This is a genomic window from Pleurocapsa sp. CCALA 161 (genome assembly GCF_003003995.1).
In the GTDB taxonomy this organism is placed as follows: domain Bacteria; phylum Cyanobacteriota; class Cyanobacteriia; order Cyanobacteriales; family Xenococcaceae; genus Waterburya.
The window spans coordinates 1-24,150 of record NZ_PVWF01000063.1; the positions used below are offsets into that span (position 1 = coordinate 1).

General features: G+C 39.1%; 25 protein-coding genes. 8 read left to right on the forward strand and 17 right to left on the reverse strand.

From position 1 onward, the window contains the following. Window positions 1-146: 146 nt before the first annotated feature. Complete coding sequence (locus tag C7B62_RS15165; protein ID WP_233219991.1) at window positions 147-959, forward strand: NAD-dependent epimerase/dehydratase family protein; 813 nt, start codon at window positions 147-149, stop codon at window positions 957-959. A gap of 341 nt (window positions 960-1,300) precedes the next feature. On the opposite strand, the gene mreD is transcribed toward C7B62_RS15165, so the two are convergent. The 6 genes from mreD to C7B62_RS15195 all read right to left on the reverse strand — a co-directional run bounded on the left by mreD (window position 1,301) and on the right by C7B62_RS15195 (window position 6,560). Further along, a complete protein-coding gene (mreD, locus tag C7B62_RS15170) occupies window positions 1,301-1,852 on the reverse strand; it encodes a rod shape-determining protein MreD (RefSeq protein WP_106238145.1) in 552 nt (183 codons plus the stop codon). Between the two features lie 20 nt (window positions 1,853-1,872). After that, window positions 1,873-2,619, reverse strand: coding sequence for a rod shape-determining protein MreC (mreC, locus tag C7B62_RS15175; protein WP_106238148.1), 747 nt, complete (start codon window positions 2,617-2,619; stop codon window positions 1,873-1,875). 62 nt (window positions 2,620-2,681) lie between these two features. Then, the gene (locus tag C7B62_RS15180; protein WP_106238152.1) at window positions 2,682-3,719 is read right to left on the reverse strand and encodes a rod shape-determining protein; all 1,038 of its coding nucleotides are present in this window, start codon (window positions 3,717-3,719) and stop codon (window positions 2,682-2,684) included. A gap of 490 nt (window positions 3,720-4,209) precedes the next feature. Next, on the reverse strand, window positions 4,210-4,413 hold the full coding sequence (locus C7B62_RS15185; protein ID WP_106238158.1) for a hypothetical protein: 204 nt from the start codon (window positions 4,411-4,413) through the stop codon (window positions 4,210-4,212). Window positions 4,414-4,516: 103 nt separating this feature from the next. After that, the gene (locus C7B62_RS15190; RefSeq protein ID WP_106238162.1) at window positions 4,517-5,929 is read right to left on the reverse strand and encodes a DUF3137 domain-containing protein; all 1,413 of its coding nucleotides are present in this window, start codon (window positions 5,927-5,929) and stop codon (window positions 4,517-4,519) included. 46 nt (window positions 5,930-5,975) lie between these two features. After that, window positions 5,976-6,560, reverse strand: a complete 585-nt coding sequence (locus C7B62_RS15195; protein WP_199194212.1) for a LemA family protein — start codon at window positions 6,558-6,560, stop codon at window positions 5,976-5,978. A gap of 120 nt (window positions 6,561-6,680) precedes the next feature. Between C7B62_RS15195 and sbcD the strand changes: the two genes are divergently transcribed. Then, complete coding sequence (gene sbcD, locus C7B62_RS15200) at window positions 6,681-7,916, forward strand: exonuclease subunit SbcD (protein WP_106238169.1); 1,236 nt, start codon at window positions 6,681-6,683, stop codon at window positions 7,914-7,916. Window positions 7,917-7,918: 2 nt separating this feature from the next. On the opposite strand, the gene C7B62_RS15205 is transcribed toward sbcD, so the two are convergent. Together C7B62_RS15205 and pipX are read right to left on the reverse strand one after the other, a co-directional pair. Beyond that, complete coding sequence (locus C7B62_RS15205; protein WP_106238173.1) at window positions 7,919-8,593, reverse strand: YggS family pyridoxal phosphate-dependent enzyme; 675 nt, start codon at window positions 8,591-8,593, stop codon at window positions 7,919-7,921. 37 nt (window positions 8,594-8,630) lie between these two features. Continuing rightward, entirely contained in the window at window positions 8,631-8,909 is a 279-nt protein-coding gene (gene pipX, locus C7B62_RS15210) for a transcriptional coactivator PipX (RefSeq protein WP_106238177.1), read from the reverse strand. Between the two features lie 566 nt (window positions 8,910-9,475). On the opposite strand from pipX, the gene C7B62_RS15215 reads away from it, so the two are divergent. Next, window positions 9,476-11,728: a ribonucleoside-diphosphate reductase subunit alpha gene (locus C7B62_RS15215; protein WP_370303994.1), complete on the forward strand. Its 2,253-nt coding sequence runs from the start codon at window positions 9,476-9,478 to the stop codon at window positions 11,726-11,728. 62 nt (window positions 11,729-11,790) lie between these two features. Here the strand turns inward: C7B62_RS15215 and C7B62_RS15220 are convergent, their stop codons facing one another. From C7B62_RS15220 to C7B62_RS15235, 4 genes are all read right to left on the reverse strand, one after another. Continuing rightward, window positions 11,791-12,459 (reverse strand): Fe2+-dependent dioxygenase, encoded by a 669-nt coding sequence (locus tag C7B62_RS15220; protein WP_106238183.1) that lies wholly within the window; start codon window positions 12,457-12,459, stop codon window positions 11,791-11,793. Between the two features lie 211 nt (window positions 12,460-12,670). Next, on the reverse strand, window positions 12,671-13,072 hold the full coding sequence (locus C7B62_RS15225; protein ID WP_106238186.1) for a hypothetical protein: 402 nt from the start codon (window positions 13,070-13,072) through the stop codon (window positions 12,671-12,673). Between the two features lie 401 nt (window positions 13,073-13,473). Then, on the reverse strand, window positions 13,474-14,337 hold the full coding sequence (locus C7B62_RS15230) for a hypothetical protein (protein WP_106238190.1): 864 nt from the start codon (window positions 14,335-14,337) through the stop codon (window positions 13,474-13,476). Window positions 14,338-14,450: 113 nt separating this feature from the next. Further along, complete coding sequence (locus C7B62_RS15235) at window positions 14,451-15,455, reverse strand: multicopper oxidase domain-containing protein (protein WP_106238194.1); 1,005 nt, start codon at window positions 15,453-15,455, stop codon at window positions 14,451-14,453. A gap of 371 nt (window positions 15,456-15,826) precedes the next feature. Between C7B62_RS15235 and C7B62_RS15240 the strand changes: the two genes are divergently transcribed. Continuing rightward, window positions 15,827-16,657 (forward strand): hypothetical protein, encoded by an 831-nt coding sequence (locus C7B62_RS15240; RefSeq protein ID WP_106238198.1) that lies wholly within the window; start codon window positions 15,827-15,829, stop codon window positions 16,655-16,657. 87 nt (window positions 16,658-16,744) lie between these two features. Next, the gene (locus C7B62_RS15245) at window positions 16,745-17,368 is read left to right on the forward strand and encodes an alpha-ketoglutarate-dependent dioxygenase AlkB (protein ID WP_106238243.1); all 624 of its coding nucleotides are present in this window, start codon (window positions 16,745-16,747) and stop codon (window positions 17,366-17,368) included. 255 nt (window positions 17,369-17,623) lie between these two features. On the opposite strand, the gene der is transcribed toward C7B62_RS15245, so the two are convergent. Continuing rightward, window positions 17,624-18,985: a ribosome biogenesis GTPase Der gene (gene der, locus C7B62_RS15250; RefSeq protein WP_106238202.1), complete on the reverse strand. Its 1,362-nt coding sequence runs from the start codon at window positions 18,983-18,985 to the stop codon at window positions 17,624-17,626. Window positions 18,986-19,153: 168 nt separating this feature from the next. Continuing rightward, window positions 19,154-19,948: an N-formylglutamate amidohydrolase gene (locus tag C7B62_RS15255; RefSeq protein WP_106238205.1), complete on the reverse strand. Its 795-nt coding sequence runs from the start codon at window positions 19,946-19,948 to the stop codon at window positions 19,154-19,156. A gap of 48 nt (window positions 19,949-19,996) precedes the next feature. On the opposite strand from C7B62_RS15255, the gene C7B62_RS15260 reads away from it, so the two are divergent. Beyond that, complete coding sequence (locus C7B62_RS15260; protein ID WP_106238209.1) at window positions 19,997-20,407, forward strand: hypothetical protein; 411 nt, start codon at window positions 19,997-19,999, stop codon at window positions 20,405-20,407. Between the two features lie 42 nt (window positions 20,408-20,449). Here the strand turns inward: C7B62_RS15260 and C7B62_RS27000 are convergent, their stop codons facing one another. Beyond that, entirely contained in the window at window positions 20,450-21,067 is a 618-nt protein-coding gene (locus tag C7B62_RS27000; RefSeq protein ID WP_106238247.1) for a TetR/AcrR family transcriptional regulator, read from the reverse strand. A 489-nt stretch (window positions 21,068-21,556) separates the two neighbouring features. Between C7B62_RS27000 and C7B62_RS15270 the strand changes: the two genes are divergently transcribed. Then, window positions 21,557-22,231, forward strand: a complete 675-nt coding sequence (locus C7B62_RS15270) for a pyridoxal 5'-phosphate synthase (protein WP_106238213.1) — start codon at window positions 21,557-21,559, stop codon at window positions 22,229-22,231. Between the two features lie 186 nt (window positions 22,232-22,417). Here C7B62_RS15270 and C7B62_RS15275 read toward each other — a convergent pair whose 3' ends face one another. Then, window positions 22,418-22,789, reverse strand: a complete 372-nt coding sequence (locus C7B62_RS15275; RefSeq protein ID WP_106238216.1) for a hypothetical protein — start codon at window positions 22,787-22,789, stop codon at window positions 22,418-22,420. 268 nt (window positions 22,790-23,057) lie between these two features. On the opposite strand from C7B62_RS15275, the gene C7B62_RS15280 reads away from it, so the two are divergent. Further along, entirely contained in the window at window positions 23,058-23,690 is a 633-nt protein-coding gene (locus tag C7B62_RS15280; RefSeq protein WP_106238219.1) for a ribonuclease D, read from the forward strand. A gap of 20 nt (window positions 23,691-23,710) precedes the next feature. Here C7B62_RS15280 and C7B62_RS15285 read toward each other — a convergent pair whose 3' ends face one another. Beyond that, entirely contained in the window at window positions 23,711-24,103 is a 393-nt protein-coding gene (locus tag C7B62_RS15285) for a helix-turn-helix domain-containing protein (protein WP_106238223.1), read from the reverse strand. Window positions 24,104-24,150 lie beyond the last annotated feature (47 nt).

Below are 24,150 nucleotides of genomic sequence, written 5' to 3' on the forward strand. Positions count from 1 at the left end.
GATGTTTGTTTCCTGGTCGGGCTTTCATCTCAAGGTACAAGACGCATGAGTTTTCAGCCCGACATTAATTTATAAAAGGCGATCGCCATAATCTATTACAATACAAACAAGAGTTTCAAAAGCTTGCACCCCAGGTAGTGTTGGATATGATTCCTTACACCGCTAAAGATGCTCAAGGTGTAGTAGATACTTTTCAAGATATTGCTCAACGAGTGGTAGCCATTAGCAGTCAAGATGTCTATCGCGCCCGTGATATTATTTGGCAGAGAGAGACAGGGATTATCGATCCAATACCTTTAACCGAAGATTCTCCTTTACGCTCACAGCTTTATCCCTATCGTGGTTTATCTGACGATCCTTTTGCTCACGATTATGACAAAATTCCTGTCGAGCAAGTTTACATGAGTGCCAGTAATATATCAGCGACAATTATTAGGCTACCTATGGTTTATGGTGCTGGAGACAATTGGCATCGCCTGTATCCCTATATCAAACGTATGGATGATAAGCGTCCTGCTATTGTCTTAGAAGAAAAACTAGCTCGTTGGCAAGGTTGTTATGGTTATGTGGAAAATGTGGCAAGAGCGATCGCTTTAGCTATCAATGATGAAAAAGCACAAGGACGCATTTACAATGTTTCAGAGTCAATAATTACGGTAGCAGATTTAGTTAGAGCGATCGCTTCTATTATTGGTTGGCAGGGCGAAATAGTAATTCTTCCCAAAAGCCAGATGCCAGATATATATAAATTTGAAGCAAATCTCGATCAGCATTTGGTTAGTGATTCAACTCGCATTCGCACTGAATTAAGCTATACAGAAATTGTTGCTCGCCACCAAGCCTTAAAAAGAACTATTGCTTGGGAAAGAGAATATCCACCCGAAGTGGTTGCAGAAATAGGTCAGGCTAAGTTGTTGGATTATCAAGACGAAGATGCAATTCTAGCTAGTTTAAAATAGATAATTGTCATGCATTTAAATTTCATTTAGCTTATCAAGGGGAATACTAAGTAGCTGGGTGAAATTAAATATAAAATAACGGATTCTTATTTTTCTCCCCTATCTCCACTACTGCACTACCTCACATAAGTCTTTAAATTAATTATGCCTAGCTACTTATATAGATCGTTATGGTTCTGATTCACCGCCTAAATATAAAACTGCCTTTGTTACTTGGATTAGAGTCTTTATCTGTGCGAAGAAAACGAATTTATTCCTCTACCAGATGAACAGGATTTAGAACAAGGAGAAAGAAAGCCAGTTTTATAGATCCCAAATGGGTTCTATGTCCACAAGCTACTTTAGCTTAATTTTCTTCTCCATATTCCCATTCTTTTCTCCCAAAGATTAACAGGATAATAAAAAGCAGGACTCCAAAGACTAGTAATGATTGCCGAAATAATCACTACCTGTTGATATTTTTGCAGCAAATTAATTATGCCAATTGAGTATTCTCCAGCGTACTGCAAAGCAAAAATAGCTTCTGATAAAAATGTCATAAAAAACACCACAAAAGCTACAGAAATAAAATCTTCCCCTAAATACTTCTGCGTCTTGAGGCTTGAGGTGAAAACCCCTACCACTACAAAACTAAGAATATGCGAGGGAGTGCTAATAACTATACCATCATAAATACAGCCGATAATCAAACCAGCGATCGCTCCTTGCCAAGTCGTTTTGTTAAAACTCCAGGCAACAACCCAAATTAATAACCAGTTTGGATTTACTTCTAACAATTCCATCCCTGGAAGATCCACCAGCATTAAAATAATGCAGACAGCGATCGAAGCAGTAATAAACAGTAAATTAATTACCTTTAAAATATCAAATGATCTCTGTTTTTGACGCTGCATTACTAACAATTGCTTCCTCTTTATTCTTTACCCAGTTGGGATTCAAACGGCTGAATCACCACCCATTCTAAAACATCAATCGGCGCGCTCAATTCCACTTCAACGATAGCACCTTGGTTTTTATTCACAGATTTAACCTTGCCAATCGCTAAACCAGGAGGATAAAGTTTACTCAACGAAGAAGTTGCAATCTCATCCCCAGGCTTGATACCTGCCACCTGATGAAAAAACTGCATCACAACTGTAGATGAACTTTTCCCTCTAATATAGCCAAACTGGCGATTGCGACTGAGAATTGCCCCCACTCGACTGGTACTATCACTGATTAACAGTACCTTGCTAGTATGGGGAGTAACGTGAGTAACTCGCCCCACCAAGCCACCGATCCCCGTAACAATATCGCTAGGTTTAACCCCATCTTCGCTCCCTTTACCCAAAGTAACTCGATCCCACCAGCGATCGCGACTACGAGCGATTACAGGTGCAGCAATAGTTTGAACTGGTTGAGTTTCAGCATAATCTAACGATTGCTTTAACTGCCGATTTTGCTGCTCTAACTCCGCCACGCTTTGCTCTAGCTCTAAAATTCTGGCATTAGTTAGCCGATCTTCTACCGTAAATTGTGTTTGGGATTGAAATGGTTTAACTACAAAGTAATAAGCTTCGGAGAGAAATGCAGCCTGAGTTTGCTTGATCCATAGAGCAATAATTAGAGCAACGATAATTATGATTGTGCGAAACCCATATCTGTCCCACCAGCGACTCATACGATAGTTATCCCAATTAATTTTCTAACAGTATTAGAGATTGTAAAAAAAAGCTCGTCTGATTATCTCAGTACAGAAGTATCGCTAAAGACGCGATCAAAAGTTTTGTCTTCCAAAACTTTACCTGTACCTAACACCACACATTTCAAAGGATCGGCTGCAATATGAGTCACAATCCCTGTTTCATGACTAATTAAAATATCGATTCCTCTAAGCAAAGCACCTCCTCCTGCCAACATGATGCCGCGATCGATGATATCGGCAGCCAAATCGGGAGGAGTTTGCTCCAAAGTACGCTTAACTGCTTCAATGATACTTCTTACCGAGTCTTTGAGACATTCCCTAATTTCTGATTCGCTCACTTCCACCGTACTAGGTAGTCCGGAAATTAGGTGTAAACCTCGTACTTCCATTGTGCGATCGCTTTCATCGATAGGATAAGCCGAACCGATTTTGAACTTAATCATCTCCGCTGTATTTTCGCCGATCGCTAATTTATGCTCTCGCTTAATTTGATTGGCGATCGCTTCTGTCAATTCATCTCCTGCAATGCGAATCGATTCACTAATTACTTTCCCCTGAGAGCTGATTACAGCTACTTCAGTAGTTCCACCACCAATATCGATAATCATATTGCCTGTCGCTTCTGTAACGGGTAAACCCGCACCAATTGCTGCGGCAATCGGTTCTTCAATCAAGTTTACTTCCCTTGCTCCTGCGTTAGTGGCAGCTTCAATCACTGCGCGACGTTCTAGTTTAGTTACGCCACTAGGAATGCCAATGACCATCCGTGGATGTACCAAAGGATTACCTTCAAAAGCCCGTTTAATAAATTCGTGGATCATCGCTTCTGTAGCGTCAAAGTCTGCAATTACCCCATCTTTGAGAGGACGCAAGGCTTCAATATTTTCTGGGGAACGTCCCAGCAGTAATTTTGCTTCTTTCCCGAATGCTCTGGGGTATTCTGTTTTGCGTTCGATCGCGACTACAGAAGGTTCTTCCAAAACAATGCCTTTGCTAGATACATAGACCAAAGTATTCGCAGTACCAAGGTCGATACCCATATCCCGCGAAAGTTTAAAACGATTAAAAAAACCCACTGTAATATTTCGCTCCGAAGAAACTAGTAAAGCATTGTCTAAGTCGAATCTAATCTACTCCCTATATGTTAATTAGTCTAATCGCAAATATACTTAAATCTTTAGATCTCTGTAATCAGTGAAAGTATAGAGACAGCAGAGAATTTTTTCAGCAGATCTAGCGTGAGTTTGGATTCTACTTCGAGATAAAAATCTTTTGAAAACAAAACCGTAAAATTATAGACTCTAGTATTTTTACTTAGCCAAGAGGCGATCGCTTTAAGTAAAAGAAAATTTATTAGCAAGATCTTAAAAGCTTTAAGATCTAAGCTCTAAGCTAAAAACCAATTGATAAACAGCATAGTTCCTTAACTTGTCACCAATGGCTTCTAGCTTACGGCTACGAACTAGTTCATTAGTTCATTTCCTAAAAGATAAGCTTAAGCTACGCAAATGAACGAAGCTAATTCACATTAGACATATCGCGTCCATTGCGATTTGCCCCCACCAATTAAATCTCGTCGGGAATCACCCACTTTGGCGGTTCAGACATTTTTTTCATTTTGGCTATTTCCGCTATTTCTAGCATCTTGTCTAACGAAGTATCTTTAATAAAATTAGCAGCCTTGTTTTGATACTCTTTATGGGGACAGCGATCGCCTAAAACACAGCCCTGAGCGCAATCTACTGCGCAGTTTACTTGATCGGGATTCATGTTCTCATGTTAAAAAATTCATCTTTAAGCATTTTAGTGGTTTTTAACTTACAGGTCATTTTAATCCTCACAAGAGACATCTGAACTAATTGCTGCCCACTGCTTATTGTCCCCAAATACGACGATTTAGATTCAAATCTTCGACAATGCCGATCATTAACTGAAAGTCTTGAAAATACTCTTTTAAAGGAGTAAAAGACATCATGCTTTTAAACAGTCTAGGCTCAAAGAGATTGTGACGGTAGGGAATGGCAATGTATAAAAACCCGTCCACAAAAGAAAGATATACTTTGCGTCTAGCTTTTTGGTTAAACTCTACCAAACGAGCCATCAAGTTAGTCGAGAGAATATAGCGAGATTCAAGTTGACTATCTCCGTAAACTCGAAACAAACGCTCAAATTCAGGGTCTTCCAGCTTAATCGGTTCTCCTCGCCAACTATGCAATGGTGCCATTTTTCCTTTGAGATCATTGGGCATCACAAAAGTACGACTGACAAAATTTTTGGCAAACTTGGCTTCAAAAAATAAACCCTGAAATAAAACAGATTTACTACTATATGTCTCTCTGGCAAACTCATCCAAATATCCTCCTGTTCTTTTTTCCGCCAGAATCTCGGCAAAGAAAATACTAGTATTGCCAATTGTGCCGTAAACACAATCTTCCTGTTCTAAATAATCGGGTTCTTGTAGTTCATCGTTGAGGATTTGGCTACGAGTTAGGGCAAGTATGGTTTGACGTTTATTTTCCAAAAATAGATGAGCAGCATAATTTAGGGAATGGCGATCGCGAAATGTATCCGCAGGAGTTGCCCTAAAGGACTCGCTGTGCATCGTACTCGAATGGGTTTGATCGCCAATAAAATCGACAATCTTCTCAATAATGTTCCCTTTGAAACCAATTTTATAGTTGTAAATACAGCCACGGCAAAAAATGATCCAGACGGGAAGAGTAAACAAGAGGCAAAGCAGATAGAAAAAAACAGAAATATTGCCGCTCAAGCACATAGATAATGCCCAACAAAAACACCAAGTAATGATTAGGCAAAAAATACCTGACGCAAAAATAGTTTTGAGGGTATATTTTCTTTTGTGTTCTAAAGCCTGAAGTTCTTCTAATAAATGAGCCTTACAGTACTGTTTAAATTCAGATAGGGTTTTAGGCTTAATTGCTGGTGTGGGAACAACTTCGTCTGCAAATTCCTGCTGATTATCAATCGGTATTAAAAAATCGGTAGATAAGACGGCTAAAAAATGTTGTCCCCATAGTGCAGTACTGGCAATGTCACTCTTTGCTACTGATTGACAAAGAGCGATCGCTTTATCCAACTCTTGATTCTGCTGATAGGCTTTGATTAAACTTCGTTGAACATCAAAATATAACCGACTACGAGGATCTACTATCTCTAACAGTTGCTCAAAAATTGCGATCGCTGCGGGAAATTTTTGCTGCTGTAAATTGCGATCGCCTTGAAGATACAGTCGATCTATTTCTAAGAGTGATAGGGGTTTATCCACAGGGAAAAAAGAAAAGGGGAATAGGGAAAAAGGGAGAAAGGAAAAACTACATTAGTAACTCGCCGACATTAACGTTATTTCTTTCCTCCGCAGGAGTGACAAATAATTCTTTTGCTTGATAGCGTAGATAATTAGCCACTAAATTACTCGGAAACATTTCCAGAGCATTGTTATATTCCGTCACCGCAGTATTATAAAAACGTCTTGCTGCGGAAATTTGTTCTTCGGTTTCATTGAGAGATTCGAGTAATTGAGTGACGTGCCGATCTGATTTAAGCTCAGGATAGTTTTCAATTTGCACCACAATATTACCCATGGTGCGAGAGATTTGATTTTCGAGAGTAAGTCTTTGATCATTACTAATTTCACCAGACATAACTTGCGATCGCAATCTAGTGATTTCAGCCAAAGTTTGCTGCTCAAACTGCATATGATTTTTAACTACTGCCACTAAATTGGGAATCAAGTCCCACCTTTTTTTGAGTAAAACATCAACAGTTGAAAAAGACTTGCTAACCTGATTTTTTTGAGCAATCAAGCTATTATAAATTCTCACACCAACCATAAAAATAATACAGATTAACAATAAAATAACCATCGTTACCGATAGCAAAGTATAAATAAAATCCATTTGCTTGAATCCAAATTAGAACTAAAGTAAGCTGAATTATTGGTTTATTAAATCAGCCTTATATTTATCATTCCCAAAATAGATCCATAATTATTTCAGTAACAACCAAACTTTAGTCTTATGATTAAAATTCTTCACCTATCGGATATTCATTTGGGAAGTGGATTTTCTCACGGTAAAATCAATCCTCAAACGGGCGTTAATACTAGACTAGAAGACTTTGTTAATAGCCTGAAGATTTGTATCGATCGAGCGATCGCTGAACCTGTAGATTTGGTCTTGTTTGGTGGAGATGCCTTTCCCGATGCTACTCCCGCACCCTATGTTCATGAGGCTTTTGCCAGCCAGTTTCGTCGTTTGGCAGATGCAAACATACCTGCAATTCTGTTGGTAGGTAATCACGATCAGCATTCTCAAGGAAATGGTGGGGCTAGTCTCTCAATTTACCGTACTTTAGTAGTGCCTGGATTTATTGTTGGGGATACGATCGCTACTCACCGTCTAGATACTCAAAATGGTGCTGTACAAGTAATTACCCTACCCTGGTTAAATCGTTCCACTCTCCTAACTCGTCCCGAAACCGAAGGATTAGCTCAAGCTCAAGTCAACGAGATGCTGATTCAGAAATTGCAGCCTGTGTTAGAAGCAGAAATACGTCGTCTCGATCCTCAGTTGCCTACAATTTTACTAGCTCATTTAATGGCAGATCGCGCTACTTTGGGTGCAGAAAAGTTTCTCGCCGTCGGCAAAGGCTTTACGATTCCCATGTCGATGCTAATTCGTGAAGAGTTCGACTATGTAGCTTTAGGTCATGTTCATAAGCATCAAAACCTCAACCCTAGTAACGATCCTCCTGTCATTTATCCAGGAAGCATTGAAAGGGTAGACTTTGGTGAGGAAAAAGAAGATAAAGGCTATATCTTCCTAGAAATTGAATCTGGTAGAGTTGACTGGGAATTTTGTACTTTGCCTGCTCGCCCTTTTATAACGATTGAAATTGACGTATCTCAAGCAGAAGATCCTTTAGAGGCGTTGCTAGAGGAGATCGCCAAACAAGATATTACCGATAAAGTGGTTCGCTTAATTTATAAATTGCGATCGCAACAGTTAGATTCGATCAATATCTCCGCCCTAGATCGCGTCTTACAAACGGCTCACAGCCACAGTATCCGTCCCGAATTAATCAGTCAGTTGGCTCGCCCTCGTTTACCAGAGTTGGGAGTCGGTAATACCTTAAATCCCCTCGAAGCATTGACTACTTATCTTAATAACCGAGAAGATTTAAAAGATATTCACCAAGAATTACTGGAGGCCGCAGAAGTTTTGCTGAACGAAACAGCACGTCTACGGGTATAACCTTAGTCAAATTGACCATCGCCAAAAATTATTCTACCTAAACGAATTTTAGTAGCTCCTGCCTGGATCGCTAATTTATAATCTCCAGACATGCCCATCGATAACTCTGTCATAGGCAGGTGAGCATAGTTCTTTTGTCTTATTGCAGTTGATAATTTTGCCACTGTTGCAAATGCCTTGAGCATTTCTACCTCAGATAAACCCCAGGGTAAGATTGTCATCAAACCCTGAACTTTTAGCTGTTCAAATTGATTAAGTTGTTCTAGATCCTGTAATAAATTACTCACTTCCCAACCGTATTTATTGGGATCTGGCATAACTTTTACCTGGAGAAAAACTTTGGGCATCAGATCGAGTTTGGCTGCCAAGCTGTTTATTTTCTCTGCTAAAGACAAGCTATCTACTGAATGAATCCAAGTGAAGTTTTCAATAATTTTCTTCACTTTATTTTTCTGGATATGACCGATAAAATGCCAATCGACATTAGTTAAATCCTTGAGCTGTTCTTGTTTTGACAAAGCTTCTTGCAGACGATTTTCGCCAAAATTGCTAATGCCTGCTGCATAAGCCTCCCGCATCGCTTCAATACTAACTTGCTTAGTAATGGCAATCAGCTCGACATTATCGGGTATTTGCTGCTTAATTAAAGCAATTTTTCGCGAAATATGACCTGTCATGGGGTTAATCTTCAATTTGAATCCAAAAACTACAGGACTACAGGAAAGTACGCTGATAAATCACTTGTAGTTGCTGATGTTTTTCTGCTTCTCGGTCTAACAATAATCTTCGCAACATGCTTTCCACCAGCATCCGCGCCTCTGTTCGGCTAATCGGGTCAAAAGAGAAAGCATCACTACTAACGCTGACAATAAAAAATAAGCGTTGAGCATATAAAGTAGTAAATAATTCTTGATTGTCTTTTAACAGGCAAATTCTGTAGAGGAGTCCAAACGTAGGATGATTTAAATAAACTTCATGAGGTTGATTATTCACTCTGTAACTCAATTAATTTTGGTAATTTTTGCTCTAGGCTCAAGAACATTCTAAAGATTATACTATCCGCTCTTCACCAGAGGAAATGCATAAAATGTATTGTATTTACCTACAAATAGGAAGATATAAGTATACATCTATTTTTAGTTGATCTTAACTGAGAAAGTTAATTTTCCTATTGAGAACTCTTGTGAAGAATTAAAATATAACTTTCAACTATAATCAAGAAATACTGTTGTTGCCTAATAAATTCCACCTACATATAGGGTAATTTAAGCTAAAAGTAAAAAAAAAACGCTATATGTAGCAAAAGTTGAGCTATAGTAAACGAAGCAAACACGAATCTAGTTATTTCATCAGCCTTCTGTACTCAGAAATTCCCTGTACAGACATGAAATTCAGATCGAGCAGTGTTTGTAGATATAGTTTAAAATTTAGCTTCAGAGTATATGCAGCCTACCTCGCCGTTAACCAGCAACTCAACTTCAATCGCTAATTTAGAAGTAGAAGTAGATGAAAGCAAACCTTTCTCTTCTAGTCAAGTCGCCACACAAACATCACCTCAGATACTTGACAAGACATTGGACAATACTTCTACACCTATTTTAGTAGTAAGACGAGATGGTTCACCTACTGTTCTGGATATAACTAAAATTCGGGCCGTAGTTGAATGGGCTTGTGCAGGGCAAAACGTGAACTCCATTACTTTAGAAGCAGGTTTAACTACTCGATTGCGTAATGGTGTTACTACTAGAGATATTCAAGATAATCTAATTGACTGTGCCTTGGGGATGTGCAGTCCTGATGAACCAGCCTGGCGTTATGTGGCAGGAAGACTGCATATTTGGAATTTATGGAAAGACACGCAGGTAAGTCGAGGATTTGGCTATGGAAATTATGTCGCAGCAGTAAAGTTTCAATTAGCTGCCAAACGTTACGATCGCCAAATTCTGCAATATTCAACCGAAGATTTAACCGAGGCGGGAACTTGGATTAATCCTGATTGGGATCGAGACTATGATTATGCTGGGGCAGTATTGCTAACCAAACGATATTTGTTGCGGGATGAACTGCCACAAGAAGCTTATCTTACCTGTGCTTTGCTGTTGGCTGTTAATGAACAACCAGAAGTTAGATTGACTGTAGCCAGAGCATTTTATGAAGCGATCGCCCAACGTAAAATATCCTTGGCAACACCTATTTTAGCTAATTTGAGAATTCCTAACGGTTCTTTGAGTAGCTGCTTTATTATCGGCATGGATGATAACTTAGAAAGTATTTTTGCCGAGATTACCAATGCCGCCAGAATTTCAAAAAACGGTGGTGGTGTGGGTGTAAATGTCAGTCGTATCCGTGCTACTGGTAGCTGGGTAATGGGTAAGGATAATGCTTCGGGGGGAGTGATTCCTTGGATTAAGCTACTTAACGATACAGCGATCGCTGTTAATCAGGGCGGGCGTAGAGCTGGTGCAGTTACCGTTGGTTTAGATATCTGGCATTTAGATGTCCCTGAGTTTTTGGAGATGCAGGCGGAAAATGGCGATCGCCGTCGTAAAGCCTACGATGTTTTTCCTCAACTGGTCATTGTCGATGAATTTATGCGTCGAGTGGAAGCCAAAGCACAATGGACACTAGTAGATCCTTATGAAGTGAAAGAACAGCTGGGGATTGAACTAGCAGAGCAGTGGGGGGATAGTTTTGCAGCAGCCTATAAAACCATTGAAGCAGAGTTAGGCAAGAAAATTAAGCTCTATAAGCAGGTAGATGCCCGTGAGTTGTTTAAACACATCATGCGGAGTCAGGTAGAGACAGGTATGCCCTATTTGGCATTTAAAGACACCATCAATCGGGCAAACCCGAATAAACACGTAGGATACATTCCTGGGGTGAATCTTTGTTGTGAGAGTTTTAGTAATGTCAAGCCAGGATTAGAGGCACACTGCTGTAATTTGGTATCTCTCAATTTAGCTAATGTCGATCAATCAGAAATAGCCGATGTAGCTAAGTTAGCCGTCCGTATTCTGGATAATACGATTGATATTACTCAACCTCCCTTTGAAGATAGTAAAACCCATAACGATAGGTATCGTACCATTGGGGTGGGCTGCATGGGATTAGCCGACTGGTTAGCAAAACGACATTTGAACTATCAAAGTCTGACAGAAATTAGTTATTTGTTTGAAGAAGTAGCATATTGGTGTACTTTTGCTTCCATGGAATTAGCCAAAGAGCGTGGTGCTTATGCTGCTTTCCCTGGTAGTGAGTGGAGTAAAGGGAAATTGCTTGGTTCTAAATCTTTAGCAGAGATCTTACCCTTAACCAACGAGCCAGAACGCTGGCAACAGTTATCTCAAGATGTTCAAACCTACGGTGTTCGTAACTCTCATATTACGGCGATCGCACCCAATACTTCTTCATCTTTAGTACAGGGATGTACTGCTAGTATTCTCCCCGCCTACAGCAAGTTTTTCTATGACAAGTGGGCAAAAGGTACTGTACCCATCGCCCCACCTTTTATTGAAGACTGTTTTTGGTTTTACCGTGAAAATAAGAGCCTCGACCAAAAAATTGTCGTTAAAGCCGTGGCGGTAATGCAGCAGTGGATTGATACAGGTATTTCTATGGAATTACTGTTCAACCTCAATCAAGGTGTGTACTTCCCTAATCAGCCTGAAAGAGCAGTTAAAGCCAAAGATATCTTTGAAACCCTCATTATGGCATGGAAAGAAGGCTGTAAAGCCGTATACTATGTCCGTACTGTGCAGAAAGATGACTTTAAAGAAAATAGCAGTGAAGGTTGTGCAGCCTGTGCAAATTAACTTAAGCTTGTGACTCTTGTCAGAGTAAGGCAAGGCATTGCCTTACCCATAACTTGATGGATCTACACTTCCGCCCACTTACGTAGCAAATTAGCAATACTCTTAGAGATCAAATCGAATTCTGGAGTTTTACCAGACTTAGCAAAGATCGCTCGACGTGCCGTTTCTAGATCGAAGAGAAGTTCGCGATCGCCTCCATCTCGAATTACGCTTTGCACCCATCCTACTACAACTAATCTTGTTCCCTGAGTGACAGGGTTTACCCGATGCAAAGTGGTAGAAGGATAAAGAATTACCGAACCTGCATCTAATTTGTAGCTTTGTTCTTCTTGAACTCCTTCAATAGTTAATTCTCCTCCTGTATATTCTTGAGGCGAATTAAGAAACAGGGTAAAAGAAACATCAGAGCGACATAAGCCATTGCTACTCATTAGAGCATTATCAACATGGGTATCATAAGACATCCCCTCGCTATAGCGACTAAATAGCAATGAATGGATCGACTTGGGGCGAATTGCTAACTGAAACAAAGCATTTTGGTCTAAAGCAGCACTAATTTTGGTTTTTAGCTCCTTTTCGGATATTCCTACTTTTAACTGCTGATTATTCTTAACTAATTTAGCGTGCCATCCTGCTGTCAGTTTTCCATCGACAAATTCGGCTTGTGCTAAGACTTGCTTAATCTCTGTTAACTCATCAGGGGATAGTAATTGATTAATTGAGAAAATCATGATGTGTTGTAGGCGATTAGTCGATCACCATGCCTGTGAATGTTCCTTATACTTCTTCAAACTTTTGTTTCAAACTTTGAATGGTTGCTAAATCGTCATTTTTAGCGGTTGCTTGCTAGACAGAGGTAATAAGCCCCATTTTTCTCGATACTGGTTAACTGTTAACTGAACTGGAATACCAGCAAGTTGTAATAAATTAGTGCCGATTTGATTACGCAACTGTCTTAACCATGAGGGATCGTAATTCCAACCTAGTAGTGTCGGTGAAACCGTGGGTTCTGAGTTGAGTAATAAAGCATTGCAAATGATTATAAACGGCAAGTTGAGATATTCGGCAATGGTTGAACCTTCTAACAACAACAAACAACACCTGATCGATTAGTAAAGCTTCTACGCCTACTTCCTGACAGGCTGCGGGGAGATCACCTAAAACCGCTTCGGTTCCCTGACGAAATAAATCGATAGTGTAAAGTAATGCAGGAATACCGTCTAATTTACCTAAACGTTCTTGCGATCGCTTTACACTACCTAAAGGATATTTAGCCACATTAATAGCATAAAAATCTATCTGAGCGGCAACAGCATAAGACTCAACATCAGGTAAGCCAAACATGGTAACTTGATGTCCTCATGTCCTCGCTGTTGCAGTTCAAAACCCAACGCGCTCATCGGATTTAAGTGTCCCGTACCTGGAGGACAAAGGATACCAAAGTGTTTCATGTTATTAGGTAATAAGCATTGGTAACAAGTTAAGCAAAAGAGCAAAAAGTCAAGCGCTATATGTAGTGTCTTAATCTATTATTTAGCACTAAATATAGAGATAAACTTAACCTAAAGCGCGATCGCCTTGTTTCTAAGTTTGTTCTTTAGAAATAGTTTAAAAGCTTAAAGCTTAAAGCTTAGAGCTTTTAACCATTTGACAAACAGCGTAGTCTCTTAACTTGTCACCAATGGGTAATAAGTAAAGGAGCATAGGCTATAAGCTCTAAGCTAATATTACTGAATTGACCTGAGCTACTTACTAAATTCAATTTGGGAAACTAAGCCCTGAATTTCACCAGGATCTTTAATCGGTGCTTGAGGTGGTTCAATAGATGGCCAAGCTGTTTTTAATTCAGCCAAGCTATCGGTAATGATTTTATGTCCTTCTGGATCTGTTTGACTTTTTTGCTCTGCTACAGTTTGATATAGCTGATCGGCATAGTCGACAAATCCCTTAGAATCTTGATATTCAACTACTTCTACAAATTGATTATTAGCGATCGCCGCTTTATATTCGGCAGCAGCAGTTTTGAGCATCTCCACCATGACACTAATCACAAATTCAGGTGAGTTTCTTTGTTCTTGGGGAATCGCTGCGATCGCACCATCAATTGAAGCTAAAGACTCATCGAATAAAGTCTGTACTTCTGGAGAATCTGGGGCAGATTGAATCAAATCGTGGAGTTGATTTAAGGTGGGTTTAAAATCCTTTACTCCTTTTTGCGGCAGAACAGTGGCTATGCTGCCATATAATTCCTCAACTGGGTGTCCAATATGGGGTTCCGCTTCTACATAATTTTTAGTAGCCATGAGTTCTTGAGCAGCATTTAAATGACCTTTCATTAAACCCAGAACTGTCATATAGTCTACATCAGGATTTCCAGTACCACTCGCACCTTCACCGCCTTCACCGCCTTCACCACCTTCACCGCCTTCACCGCCTTCGCCACCTTCGCCGCCTTCACCACCTTGCGCCATCAGCGAATAATTTGTAGTAGCTTGAGATTCAATCATTTCATCTGATTCATGGGCATTGGTAGGTAAGACTTGTGTACCAATAGCAGTGGCGAAACCCAAAGCTAGAAATAATTCTATAGTTTTAATACGAGTAGACATAGCAAAATTATTGATATTTATTCTTAATTATCTTGATCTAGTACTTTACTAGTATCGATAATTTAAGTCAATAGCTTGAATTATCAGTAATTTCTATCGTTAGTAGAGCCGTATTATGCATCTTCAGCAATTACATCAAAAAACCCCATGCAGCCATGTTCGGCAATATAGTCTTGATGGGGATGGAACATATATTTGCCAGGATACTTGTAGGCAAACTCGAGGATATTTCGTTCGGCAGTACCCATGGTAATTACATCGCTTTCTTCGTTAGATTCTAGACCGTGACCAGTACGATAGATCGCAAATAGATTAGCGTGAATATGAAATGTTACGGCAGGATCATACTCAATCATATTCAGCACATATAGGCGAATTAATTGATTTTGATAGATGGGAATTGGATAGTCACGATAATAGTTGGGAATCCCATTAAAAGCGTATAGTTCATTCTCACCATCAGTCTCTAAATCATATGCTCCCATGACCATGACCATTTCATCGGCAGGAGGTCGACCTTCTGGGGGATCGATGATAAATAAGCCATACAATCCCTTCCCGACGTGACGGCTGATCGGCGCTACATGACAATGATAAGGATGAACACCATAGGGTTCAGCATCAAACTCGTAAATATTGGTTTTACCTCGGCGGATTGGCTCTATACCATCCATTGATGCGGGATGAATTCCATGAAAATGTAGGCTATGGGAATGTCCATCTTCATTGTGGAAAATAACCCGTACGCGATCGCCTTCGGTTGCTCTTAAGGTTGGTGCAGGAACGCGATCATTTAGATTCCAGCTAATAAAGGTAATGGCGCTATTTAACTCGATAGGAGTACTGTGAGCATAAAGTTGAAATTCCCTGACGGTACGACCATTTTCTTCTTTGACTGCGCCATAATCGAAATCTCGTAAAACCATCATCGGATCGAAAGTTGCACCTAAACCAGTATCTAACTTTGGTATAGGAGGTATTTTAACTTGATCAGTAGCTTGAGCTTTGCCTGCATTAAATTTTAGCGCAGCAGCAGCCATCACCCCCGTCCATAGAGTCCATTGAAGAAATTGACGGCGATTCTTGAGCTTGCGCTCCGAAGACGATGAATCTGACATTTAAAATAAAAGCTCTAAGTAACTAATTTTAGATACACACAATTGCATATTATTATTATTAAGTACTGAAGTAAAATTATTTGATGTTTGTTACATCTATTAAATAAAGCAATTTTCTCTTTTGTAACATCAACGTATTTTCATTAAAAGACATGAGAGAATAGCAATCAGTAAATCTTGAGTGCTTTAATTTTCATGTTCATTTTGTTAATGATACTCTGATGTAAATCCTTCCGCGATCGCACATTTAATCTAATTTGCAATCTAAATTAATTGCTCTTTAAATTCAAGCTAATAGTAACGAGATCACAATTACTTGATTTGTTCTAGGACATATTGGGATCAATCAATATGTTTTAGGAGCAATAAACATGGTAAGTCAGCTTAAAAAAATAAGTCCAGTTAATCCAGTTAAGCCTGATTTTAATTATATTAAAGATGTATATGAAGTTTGTTTAGAAAAATATCTTGCAAATCCTAAAACAGTAAGTAGCGCTTTAAGATTAATTGATCATGGCAGAAAAATTCTCCAATATAATGAAGAAGTGGATACTTATATCGCTTTTTATGGCGCACAACATTACTATAAGTTAATAGAGGCATTTAATGCCTTAGATATGTCAATATTTCGCGATCAAAAGCTTGAAATTATTAGTTATGGATGTGGTGCTGCAACTGATGCTTGTTCTTTAATTAGTTACTGTCGATCAAAACAAATAAATTTGCCGTTTAACGCTCTAATATTAATTGAACCTTCTCAAATCGCACTTGAAAGAGGTATTCAATATATTAATCAAGCTTTGTATCTTGAAGAATCAAAGAAGATCAAAATTAATAAAGTTAATAAGTCTCTTGAAAGCTTGGAAGAGAATGATATTTTTTCCAATTCTAAAATTACAAAACTGCATGTATTTTCCAATATTCTTGATTTACAAGAAATCAACTTACAGAAGTTAGTATCGTTGCTTAAAAATACTCAAGTGGAAACCAATTATTTTATTTGTATTAGTCCTAAAAACTATAATGGTAATCAAAGAATTGATACTTTTTATCAAAACATGTCAAGCGCATTTAACCTGTCAACTATATCAACAAATAATTTTAATTTTAAGCAAAGAGTTTGGTCGATGAAAAATAATCGTTATGTCGATGATTATAGTATAGATAGATATCATAAAATTTTTACAGCGCAAATAAATTAAATAAGATTTAAAGTTTATTACTATACTAATAAAATAATGCGAAATAATGATCTGAAAAAACAGTTTGGTCTTAATCTGTTCGAGACAATGCAAATTGAAAATCAAAAATATCCTGAAATTTTAACTTTGCCATCAGGCAAACCTATGGTGGATGGAGAAGTAATTATCTATCGAAACTTTTTTGCTAAGTTAGAAAGCGATCAATTTTTCAAAGAGTTAAAGAGTAGTATAAATTGGCGACAAGATCAAATAAAAATTTTTGGCAGAGAAGTCGATCAACCCAGATTAACGGCTTGGTATGCCGATGAAGGTAAATCCTATAAGTACTCAAGTATTACTATGCATCCTGATGCTTGGACACCAATATTATTGTCAATCAAAGATAGAATTGAACAAATGCTAAAGCTAAATTTTAATAGTGTCTTATTAAATTTGTATCGGCATGGAAAAGACTATGTTTCATGGCATAGTGATGATGAACCAGAATTGGGCAATAATCCAACGATAGTTTCAGTAAGTTTCGGCGCAACAAGACGTTTTCAATTAAGACATAAATCAAATAAAGATTTAGGTACGGTTGAAGTTTCTTTGACTCATGGCAGTCTGCTGATCATGAAAGGATCGACTCAACACTTTTGGAAACATCAAGTACCAAAAACTTCTAAAATATTAAGTGAAAGAGTTAATTTAACATTCAGAGTGATCAATTAAAAGCTATATTTTATCTTCTGGAAAATAATTAATCCAAACGATTATTGCCTACTGAGTCAACGAAAAATTTACTCTAGACTCAGATCTCGCACCAAGAAAAAAAGCCTAGGAATCTTTTAAATATCTTCAGTTGGGATTAATAAGTGACCTTAAAAGGAAAAGGAAGGAGTTACTCTATACTCTTCTAAAATGAATTTAGATTACAGCCACTTAGCAACCTGTTGAAGATAAAAACTTAGAGCTTACAGCTTTATTCTATTTAACCTTAGTCGCTTTGTTTGCGCCTCTTTCCAATTCCCGCATCTTTTTACCCCGCCAAATTAATTTAACAGGAGTGCCTGTAAACCCTAGCTGATCGCGAAACTGCCGATCTATATAACGGCGATAGTTATCATTAAAGCGTTTAGGTTCGTTGACAAATAAAGCAATGGTCGGTGGTTGAGCGCTTACCTGAGTACCATAGTAAATTCTGCCCTGCTTTCCTTGGCGGTTAGTGGGGGGAGAGTGCCAACCTACGGCTTCTTCTAAAACTTCGTTGATTACGGAAGTACTAACTCGACGACGATGGGATTCAGCAGCCACATCCACCAGATCGAGAATTTTATTTACTCGTTGTCCTGTCATGGCGCTGACAAAAATCATCTCCGCCCATTCCATAAAATACAGGCGAGACAGAATTTCCTTTTTATATTTATTGATCGTGCCAGTTTCTTTCTCTACCGCATCCCATTTATTAATGATCAGAATAACTGCTCGACCCTCATCAATAATACGTCCTGCCAGTTTTAGATCCTGTTCCGTAACACCATCGAGGACATCAATTACAAATAGCACCACATCTGAACGGCGAATTGCTTTAAAAGCACGGTTGATACTAAAAAATTCGGCACCATAGTCAACGTTTTTCTTCCGCCGAATACCTGCGGTGTCAATAAGACGATAAGTTTGTTCTCCGCGCTGGACGATCATATCGATCGCATCACGAGTAGTACCCGAAACAGGACTGACGATCGAGCGTTCTTCCCCTGTCAACGCATTGAGTAAGCTAGATTTACCGACGTTAGGACGACCAATGATTGCTACCTTGATTTCATTGTCTTCCACTAACTGATCCCCAGGGGGCAAATAAGTCACTAGTTCATCTAACAGTTCCCCAGTACCGCTACCGTGAATGGCAGAGATGGGATAAGGTTCTCCTAGTCCCAACTCCCAAAATTCCGCAGCTTGGGCTAAACCCTGTTCAACAGACTCGCACTTATTGACAGCTAGTAACACGGGGACAGATTGACGACGTAACCATTCGGCAATTTCGCGATCGCCATCCATTAAGCCAAATTGACCATCCACCACAAAAATCGCAGCGCAAGCCTCTACTAGTGCAGCCATCGCTTGCTGACGAATCATGGGCAGAAACTCAGTATCATCATCAAAGACGAGTCCTCCCGTATCGACTATTTGAAAATCACGATCCCGCCAAAACGAGGGGCGGTAAGTGCGATCCCGAGTAATACCTGGTTCATCATGGACGATCGCCTGCTGATCTCCAGCCAAACGATTGACAAAGGTAGATTTCCCCACATTGGGTCTACCAATAACAGCTACAATAGGTAATTTCATATTTCTGTTAAGACGCTACACATTACGCCTGTAAATTTGATTCAAAATGAAGCGATTAGTTTGCTGCAACAGCAAGTTAATACTTGTTTAATGATAATTGATTAAGGACGGGGTTTTAAACTCAATTTTGCTAATCGATATCTCAATATCTAAAGTGCGATCGCTATTTTAAACCGATATTTTAGCTAAGTAGTGTAATTCTTCAAGAACTCCCGCAACAGACATTCTCAAAGCCTGGTGTACGGCTGACAACTTGGCTAAGTCTAGCTGGTGAGTCCATTCGTTCATGAAAAACTTTTTGACTTCAATCGCTAATACGCAGGCAGAATTAGGAAAATGCTGGTGAATCCACTGGGCAAAATATCCTCCTTGAAACTTAACGTTTTCTCGAATATCTAACTGCCTACCCAGAAAATCAAACTGTCTCATGTCGTGAATAAATCGCTCCACCACAGGTTGCCAATATTCTCGGTTGAGAGTTCCCGTACCTAGATTAATTTCTGGATTGTAGATCTCCAGATCGGGGGAAGAGTGCATTCCTTGACGGTAGTGATTGTAGGTATGCAGATCGTAAATCACAAAGCGTCCATAGCGTTGTTCCAATCCTCGACAAATTTTACCAACTTGAGTATAAAAAGCATCGTACTCCGTCAAAGATCGTTCAATCATATGCTGGGGCAGTGGTTCTTGCCAAACCTTTAATCCCCAAGAATCTTCGGGCTGAAGGTAAACAGCCTGATGGCGAGGGCGATTGAGATCGATTTCAAATCGCGATCGCAAAACTACCAGTCGTGATTCGGCAATGTCTGTCCAGATAGCCGTAAAAGGGTCTTCTTCCCGCTGACGATCGTCTGGGCTAATAGCTAGCAATTGCTCTATTTCTGAGCGTACATCATGACCATCGTGCAGAGCTACCGCCATAATTGGTTGGTGTCCCTCGGTTGATATCCAAAGCTGTGACATATTTTTATCGGTCTTACTTATAATTCTGCGCCTGAAGCTAGAGAAAGGGTGTTGAACATTTATAATCTGGCGATCGCCTTTGATGCTGCTATCATCACTTTATCTCGTGCCTGTCCTTTTTATGAGGGCAGAGTGGCAGGTAAGGCAATGCGCACAATTCACTATCGCGGTAGTACCGAAGGAATCCAAAACACTGCAATTAGAGACTATCTTGATTCAATTTTAGAATTTAGCTGCCAAGATGACAGCGAAGTTGGTCACTATTTAGCTCAATTTAAAACCACCCTGGGAGAATATACTACTACCGAGGCTCAATTATTAGCGAAATTTCCCACCACCACAGGTACAATATCACAAGCAGACGGTTTAGCTTTGGTTCGTTATTGTTGCGATCGCCTGGAAGAAGAGGTTAGTCATCTTGAATCTGGACAAGCCATTAAAAACGTCTTGACTCAATAGTTTAATGTGTTTACACTTTTGACTTGTGAAAGTCCATCTCTGTTAAGGTTTGGTAATTAAATCAATCAAAGTCTTAATCAGGCGATCGCTTTCTAAAGGAAGAATATCTTTGGCGTGCATCATCTCTTGCAAGATGATGAAGTAAATCAACGATCCCATCATCACTCTCACTGTGGCTTCTGGATCTGCTAACTTAAGTTGCGGGTGAGATTGAAAATAGTGAGTCAAAACTTCGATTGCTGGTTTAGCCATATTATTGACATAAGCCTTAGCTAACTCAGGAAAACGACCCGATTCGCCGATCACAATCCGCATAAAATCACAGAACGCGCGATCATTTTGGGCAGTCTCAATCATTTTAGTCGCCATCGCTGATAAGACTTTTTGAGGTTCTTGTTCCAAGGATTGAGGTCGATCTAAACTCAATACTGTCTGAAATTTATCTTTGACTAAATCTTGCATCAGGGCATTAAACAGGCTTTCTTTATCGCCAAAATGGCTATAGACCGTCGCTTTGGAAACCCCTGCAACTTTGGCTATTTGATCCATGCTAGTACCTGCATAGCCATGTTTAAGAAATTCTTGCATTGCACCTTTTAAAATAGCTGCACTCTTCTCTACTGATTTAGAACGTTCTAAATTTTGCTTGGTTTTGCTCATTTGCATGTTTGACTGTTCCTTTTTATTTTAGGCTGATTTGAGCTTGTCAAACTAATCGGTTTAGTTTAAATAAAAGACAGATCATCAAGCATAGCGATTGCATTAGAAGTTTGTTTGGGCAGATGGCGATCGCTCAATTGTGAGTAAGAAATTGTCTGTATTTTATATGCGGACTATTTCTGCCTTTCTGTACTAACCTGAGTTCGGGATTAGCTCAAATCCTTATTTTGAAGGTATTGAAAAAATACTATTTTCCGTTCTTCTTTCATAGTAGAGTTGCATCCAAACTATCTCAAAAGCTATTAGCTTAGAGCTTACAGCTTACAGCTATCTCCACCAATTAATCTGCTTAACCCGAACTCAGGTTGTACTAGCTTAATTGTGGAAAACATAGCAGATCTGGTTAAATCTCTAAATACTAAATAATAGTTTAATTGCTTTCTGTTTAGGCGATCGCATCTGTACAATCTAAACAGGACAATTAAGCCTATGAGTTTAGCAGGAAATAGCAATCTAATTAAAACTAACTGGAAATCACCTCCTGCCGATCCTATGGTGTTGATGCAGGATTGGGTCAAACAAGCTCACTCAGCTAAGATTACTGAGCCATTAGGGATGACTTTGACTACGGTTAACCCAGCAGGTTGGGCATGGAGTAGGGTTGTTTTAGTTAAAGAATTGAATCAAGCCTCGATTATTTTTGGCTCTAGTTCTAGCAGTGATAAAGGACAAGACATTGAGCATAACGCAAAAGTAGCAGGAAATTTATGGTGGCGTGAAAGCGTGCAGCAAATACATTTTCGTGGTTATGCTACTATTGCGCCTCCGTTCAAGTCCGATCTGTTGTGGCAAACGCGATCTCGCAGCGCTCAAGCAATAGCAGTCTGTTCACAGCAAAGTCAGCCTTTAATCTCAGAGTTAGATTTTAAGACCAAGGTGGCAGCTTGGGAAAGTTCGGAGCAAATATTATCACGTCCCTTAAGCTGGAATGCCTATCAAATTACGCCAATTGAATATGAATTTTGGCAAGGAGATGCGAGTAGACTACATAAGAGACTTCGCTATAGTTTACAAATACCCAATATCGACTTTGCACAAGCATCAAATCTGGCAGAATTAGTCATAAAATCGGGAATATGGACTCAGCAACGTCTACAACCTTGAGTCAACTATGACAAGTTAAGAAAAAATTGAAATAGTCAACGACTAGACATAGTGCTTAGTTTATTACTTAAGGTTATATATAGCTCCCAGGCTTTTTCAACAAAGCTACTGCAAAATCTTGAAAGGCTAAAAGCTAAAAACTAGTTGAGAAACCACACACAACCTTAACTTGTCACCAATGGATAATTACTGTGGTGATAATACAGATAAAGATTCTACTGCGCTGTCAAGATAAACATAAAGATTGGGAATCATGAATCCTTTACGTTCAAAACTAACCATTTTTACGTTTTTGACACCATAGTTGTCATTCAATTCATTAAGCGCCTCGTACAAGTTTTCACCAGATACATCGCCTTTGACTTTACTATTAGGGTCAAAAAAGTGCTTATAATTTGGTTCAATCACAGCAATATTTGCGGTTGGAATTAATTTCAAGAAATAATCTTGGTCTGCCTCGCTATTACCTAGAAAAAAATCTGGTTTTAAGTTCATCAAGGTTGCTTGTACAGCGATGACCGCAAGCAAGATAATTGGTAGCATAAATCGTTTTAACATTGTCTATCCTCTAAAAGTGTATTGGCGCAAAATTATGCTGAAGTCAGCAATTATCAATTAAGCTCATCCCACTTATAAATGAGGTGAGATTTGCTGGTGGTTGTCAGTGAAAAATTTATTACAATTGCTTTAATAATGTAACAAAGTTTTAAGATTAATGTAACGTTATAAAAATTACAATTATTAATCTTGGGCTGACGCAGATTAAAGTAGACAAGAAGAATATTATTTCACTCAGGTATTGATTAAGGAAAAGTAAATTGACAATATGGTTTTAGAGAACGTTCAAGTTTTTGATGAGGACTTAGATAGTGCCAGTTTAGCTCGCTATTTGGCAGCAGAAGCAGTAGCAGTTGATACCGAAACCATGGGGTTAGTTTTAGGACGCGATCGCTTATGTTTAGTGCAAATCTGCGATGATCAGGGGTTTGTCAGTGCAATACGAATTGCCAAGGAGCAAACAGCAGCGCCTAATCTACAGAAGTTACTCACTTCTTGGGATGTTATCAAAGTCTTTCATTATGCTCGTTTTGATGTGGCACAGTTTAACGTGACCTTTGGTATTGAAACTGCACCAATTTTTTGTACCAAGATTGCTAGTAAACTAGCTCGGACTTACACTTCTAGTCATGGATTAAAAAATTTAATTGCCGAACTAACTGGAGTAGATTTAGATAAAAGCGCTACCAGTTCTGATTGGGGAGATACGCAAAATCTTTCCTATGAGCAATACGATTATGCAGCCAACGATGTGCGATATTTGCTAGATGCGAAAGATAAGCTTACGCAAATGTTGAAAAGAGAAGGTAGAGAACAATTAGCACAGCAGTGTTTTCAGGTAATACCTGTATTGGTCGCTTTAGATATCCTGCAATATCAGAATATTTTTGAGCATCGTTGAAATATTTTGTATATTTTCGCTCAAGTAATAACCCGATCAAGTGTCTTGCTATCCGCTGCACCTGCTTGGGCAAATTCTACTTCGTGAAAATGCTCTGAAGCCCAATTGCAGAGGGTTTTAAGAGGTTCTACCAGCGTTTTTCCTAAAGGAGTCAAGGAATATTCAACCATTGGCGGTACAACTGGATAAACCTGGCGATGAATCAGTCCACTTTTTTCCAGATTACGTAAGGTTTGAGTCAACATTTTTTGCGACACTCCACCAATTTCACGGTGTAGTGCGCCATATCTTTTTGTCTTTCTCGATAACGACAAAATAACTAATGCTGTCCATTTATCTGCAATCAAATTGAGAACCTGACGAACATCAGAAGTTTGATCTAAGACACAAGGTTGGGATGGTGATTCTGTCATATTACGCACTTTTGGGTATGTATAACACTTTTAAGTATGTACTTGTT

What these genes read in the sequence shown, in the direction of transcription:
- C7B62_RS15165 (WP_233219991.1), top strand. Translation starts at nt 147, where the DNA reads ATGATTCCTTACACCGCTAAAGATGCTCAAGGTGTAGTAGATACTTTT.
- mreD (WP_106238145.1), bottom strand. Translation starts at nt 1,852, where the DNA reads ATGCAGCGTCAAAAACAGAGATCATTTGATATTTTAAAGGTAATTAAT.
- mreC (WP_106238148.1), bottom strand. Translation starts at nt 2,619, where the DNA reads ATGAGTCGCTGGTGGGACAGATATGGGTTTCGCACAATCATAATTATC.
- C7B62_RS15185 (WP_106238158.1), bottom strand. Translation starts at nt 4,413, where the DNA reads ATGAATCCCGATCAAGTAAACTGCGCAGTAGATTGCGCTCAGGGCTGT.
- C7B62_RS15195 (WP_199194212.1), bottom strand. Translation starts at nt 6,560, where the DNA reads ATGGATTTTATTTATACTTTGCTATCGGTAACGATGGTTATTTTATTG.
- sbcD (WP_106238169.1), top strand. Translation starts at nt 6,681, where the DNA reads ATGATTAAAATTCTTCACCTATCGGATATTCATTTGGGAAGTGGATTT.
- C7B62_RS15205 (WP_106238173.1), bottom strand. Translation starts at nt 8,593, where the DNA reads ATGACAGGTCATATTTCGCGAAAAATTGCTTTAATTAAGCAGCAAATA.
- C7B62_RS15220 (WP_106238183.1), bottom strand. Translation starts at nt 12,459, where the DNA reads ATGATTTTCTCAATTAATCAATTACTATCCCCTGATGAGTTAACAGAG.
- C7B62_RS15225 (WP_106238186.1), bottom strand. Translation starts at nt 13,072, where the DNA reads ATGTTTGGCTTACCTGATGTTGAGTCTTATGCTGTTGCCGCTCAGATA.
- C7B62_RS15230 (WP_106238190.1), bottom strand. Translation starts at nt 14,337, where the DNA reads ATGTCTACTCGTATTAAAACTATAGAATTATTTCTAGCTTTGGGTTTC.
- C7B62_RS15235 (WP_106238194.1), bottom strand. Translation starts at nt 15,455, where the DNA reads ATGTCAGATTCATCGTCTTCGGAGCGCAAGCTCAAGAATCGCCGTCAA.
- C7B62_RS15240 (WP_106238198.1), top strand. Translation starts at nt 15,827, where the DNA reads ATGGTAAGTCAGCTTAAAAAAATAAGTCCAGTTAATCCAGTTAAGCCT.
- C7B62_RS15245 (WP_106238243.1), top strand. Translation starts at nt 16,745, where the DNA reads ATGCAAATTGAAAATCAAAAATATCCTGAAATTTTAACTTTGCCATCA.
- der (WP_106238202.1), bottom strand. Translation starts at nt 18,985, where the DNA reads ATGAAATTACCTATTGTAGCTGTTATTGGTAGACCCAATGTGGGGAAA.
- C7B62_RS15255 (WP_106238205.1), bottom strand. Translation starts at nt 19,948, where the DNA reads ATGTCACAGCTTTGGATATCAACCGAGGGACACCAACCAATTATGGCG.
- C7B62_RS27000 (WP_106238247.1), bottom strand. Translation starts at nt 21,067, where the DNA reads ATGAGCAAAACCAAGCAAAATTTAGAACGTTCTAAATCAGTAGAGAAG.
- C7B62_RS15270 (WP_106238213.1), top strand. Translation starts at nt 21,557, where the DNA reads ATGAGTTTAGCAGGAAATAGCAATCTAATTAAAACTAACTGGAAATCA.
- C7B62_RS15275 (WP_106238216.1), bottom strand. Translation starts at nt 22,789, where the DNA reads ATGTTAAAACGATTTATGCTACCAATTATCTTGCTTGCGGTCATCGCT.
- C7B62_RS15280 (WP_106238219.1), top strand. Translation starts at nt 23,058, where the DNA reads ATGGTTTTAGAGAACGTTCAAGTTTTTGATGAGGACTTAGATAGTGCC.
- C7B62_RS15285 (WP_106238223.1), bottom strand. Translation starts at nt 24,103, where the DNA reads ATGACAGAATCACCATCCCAACCTTGTGTCTTAGATCAAACTTCTGAT.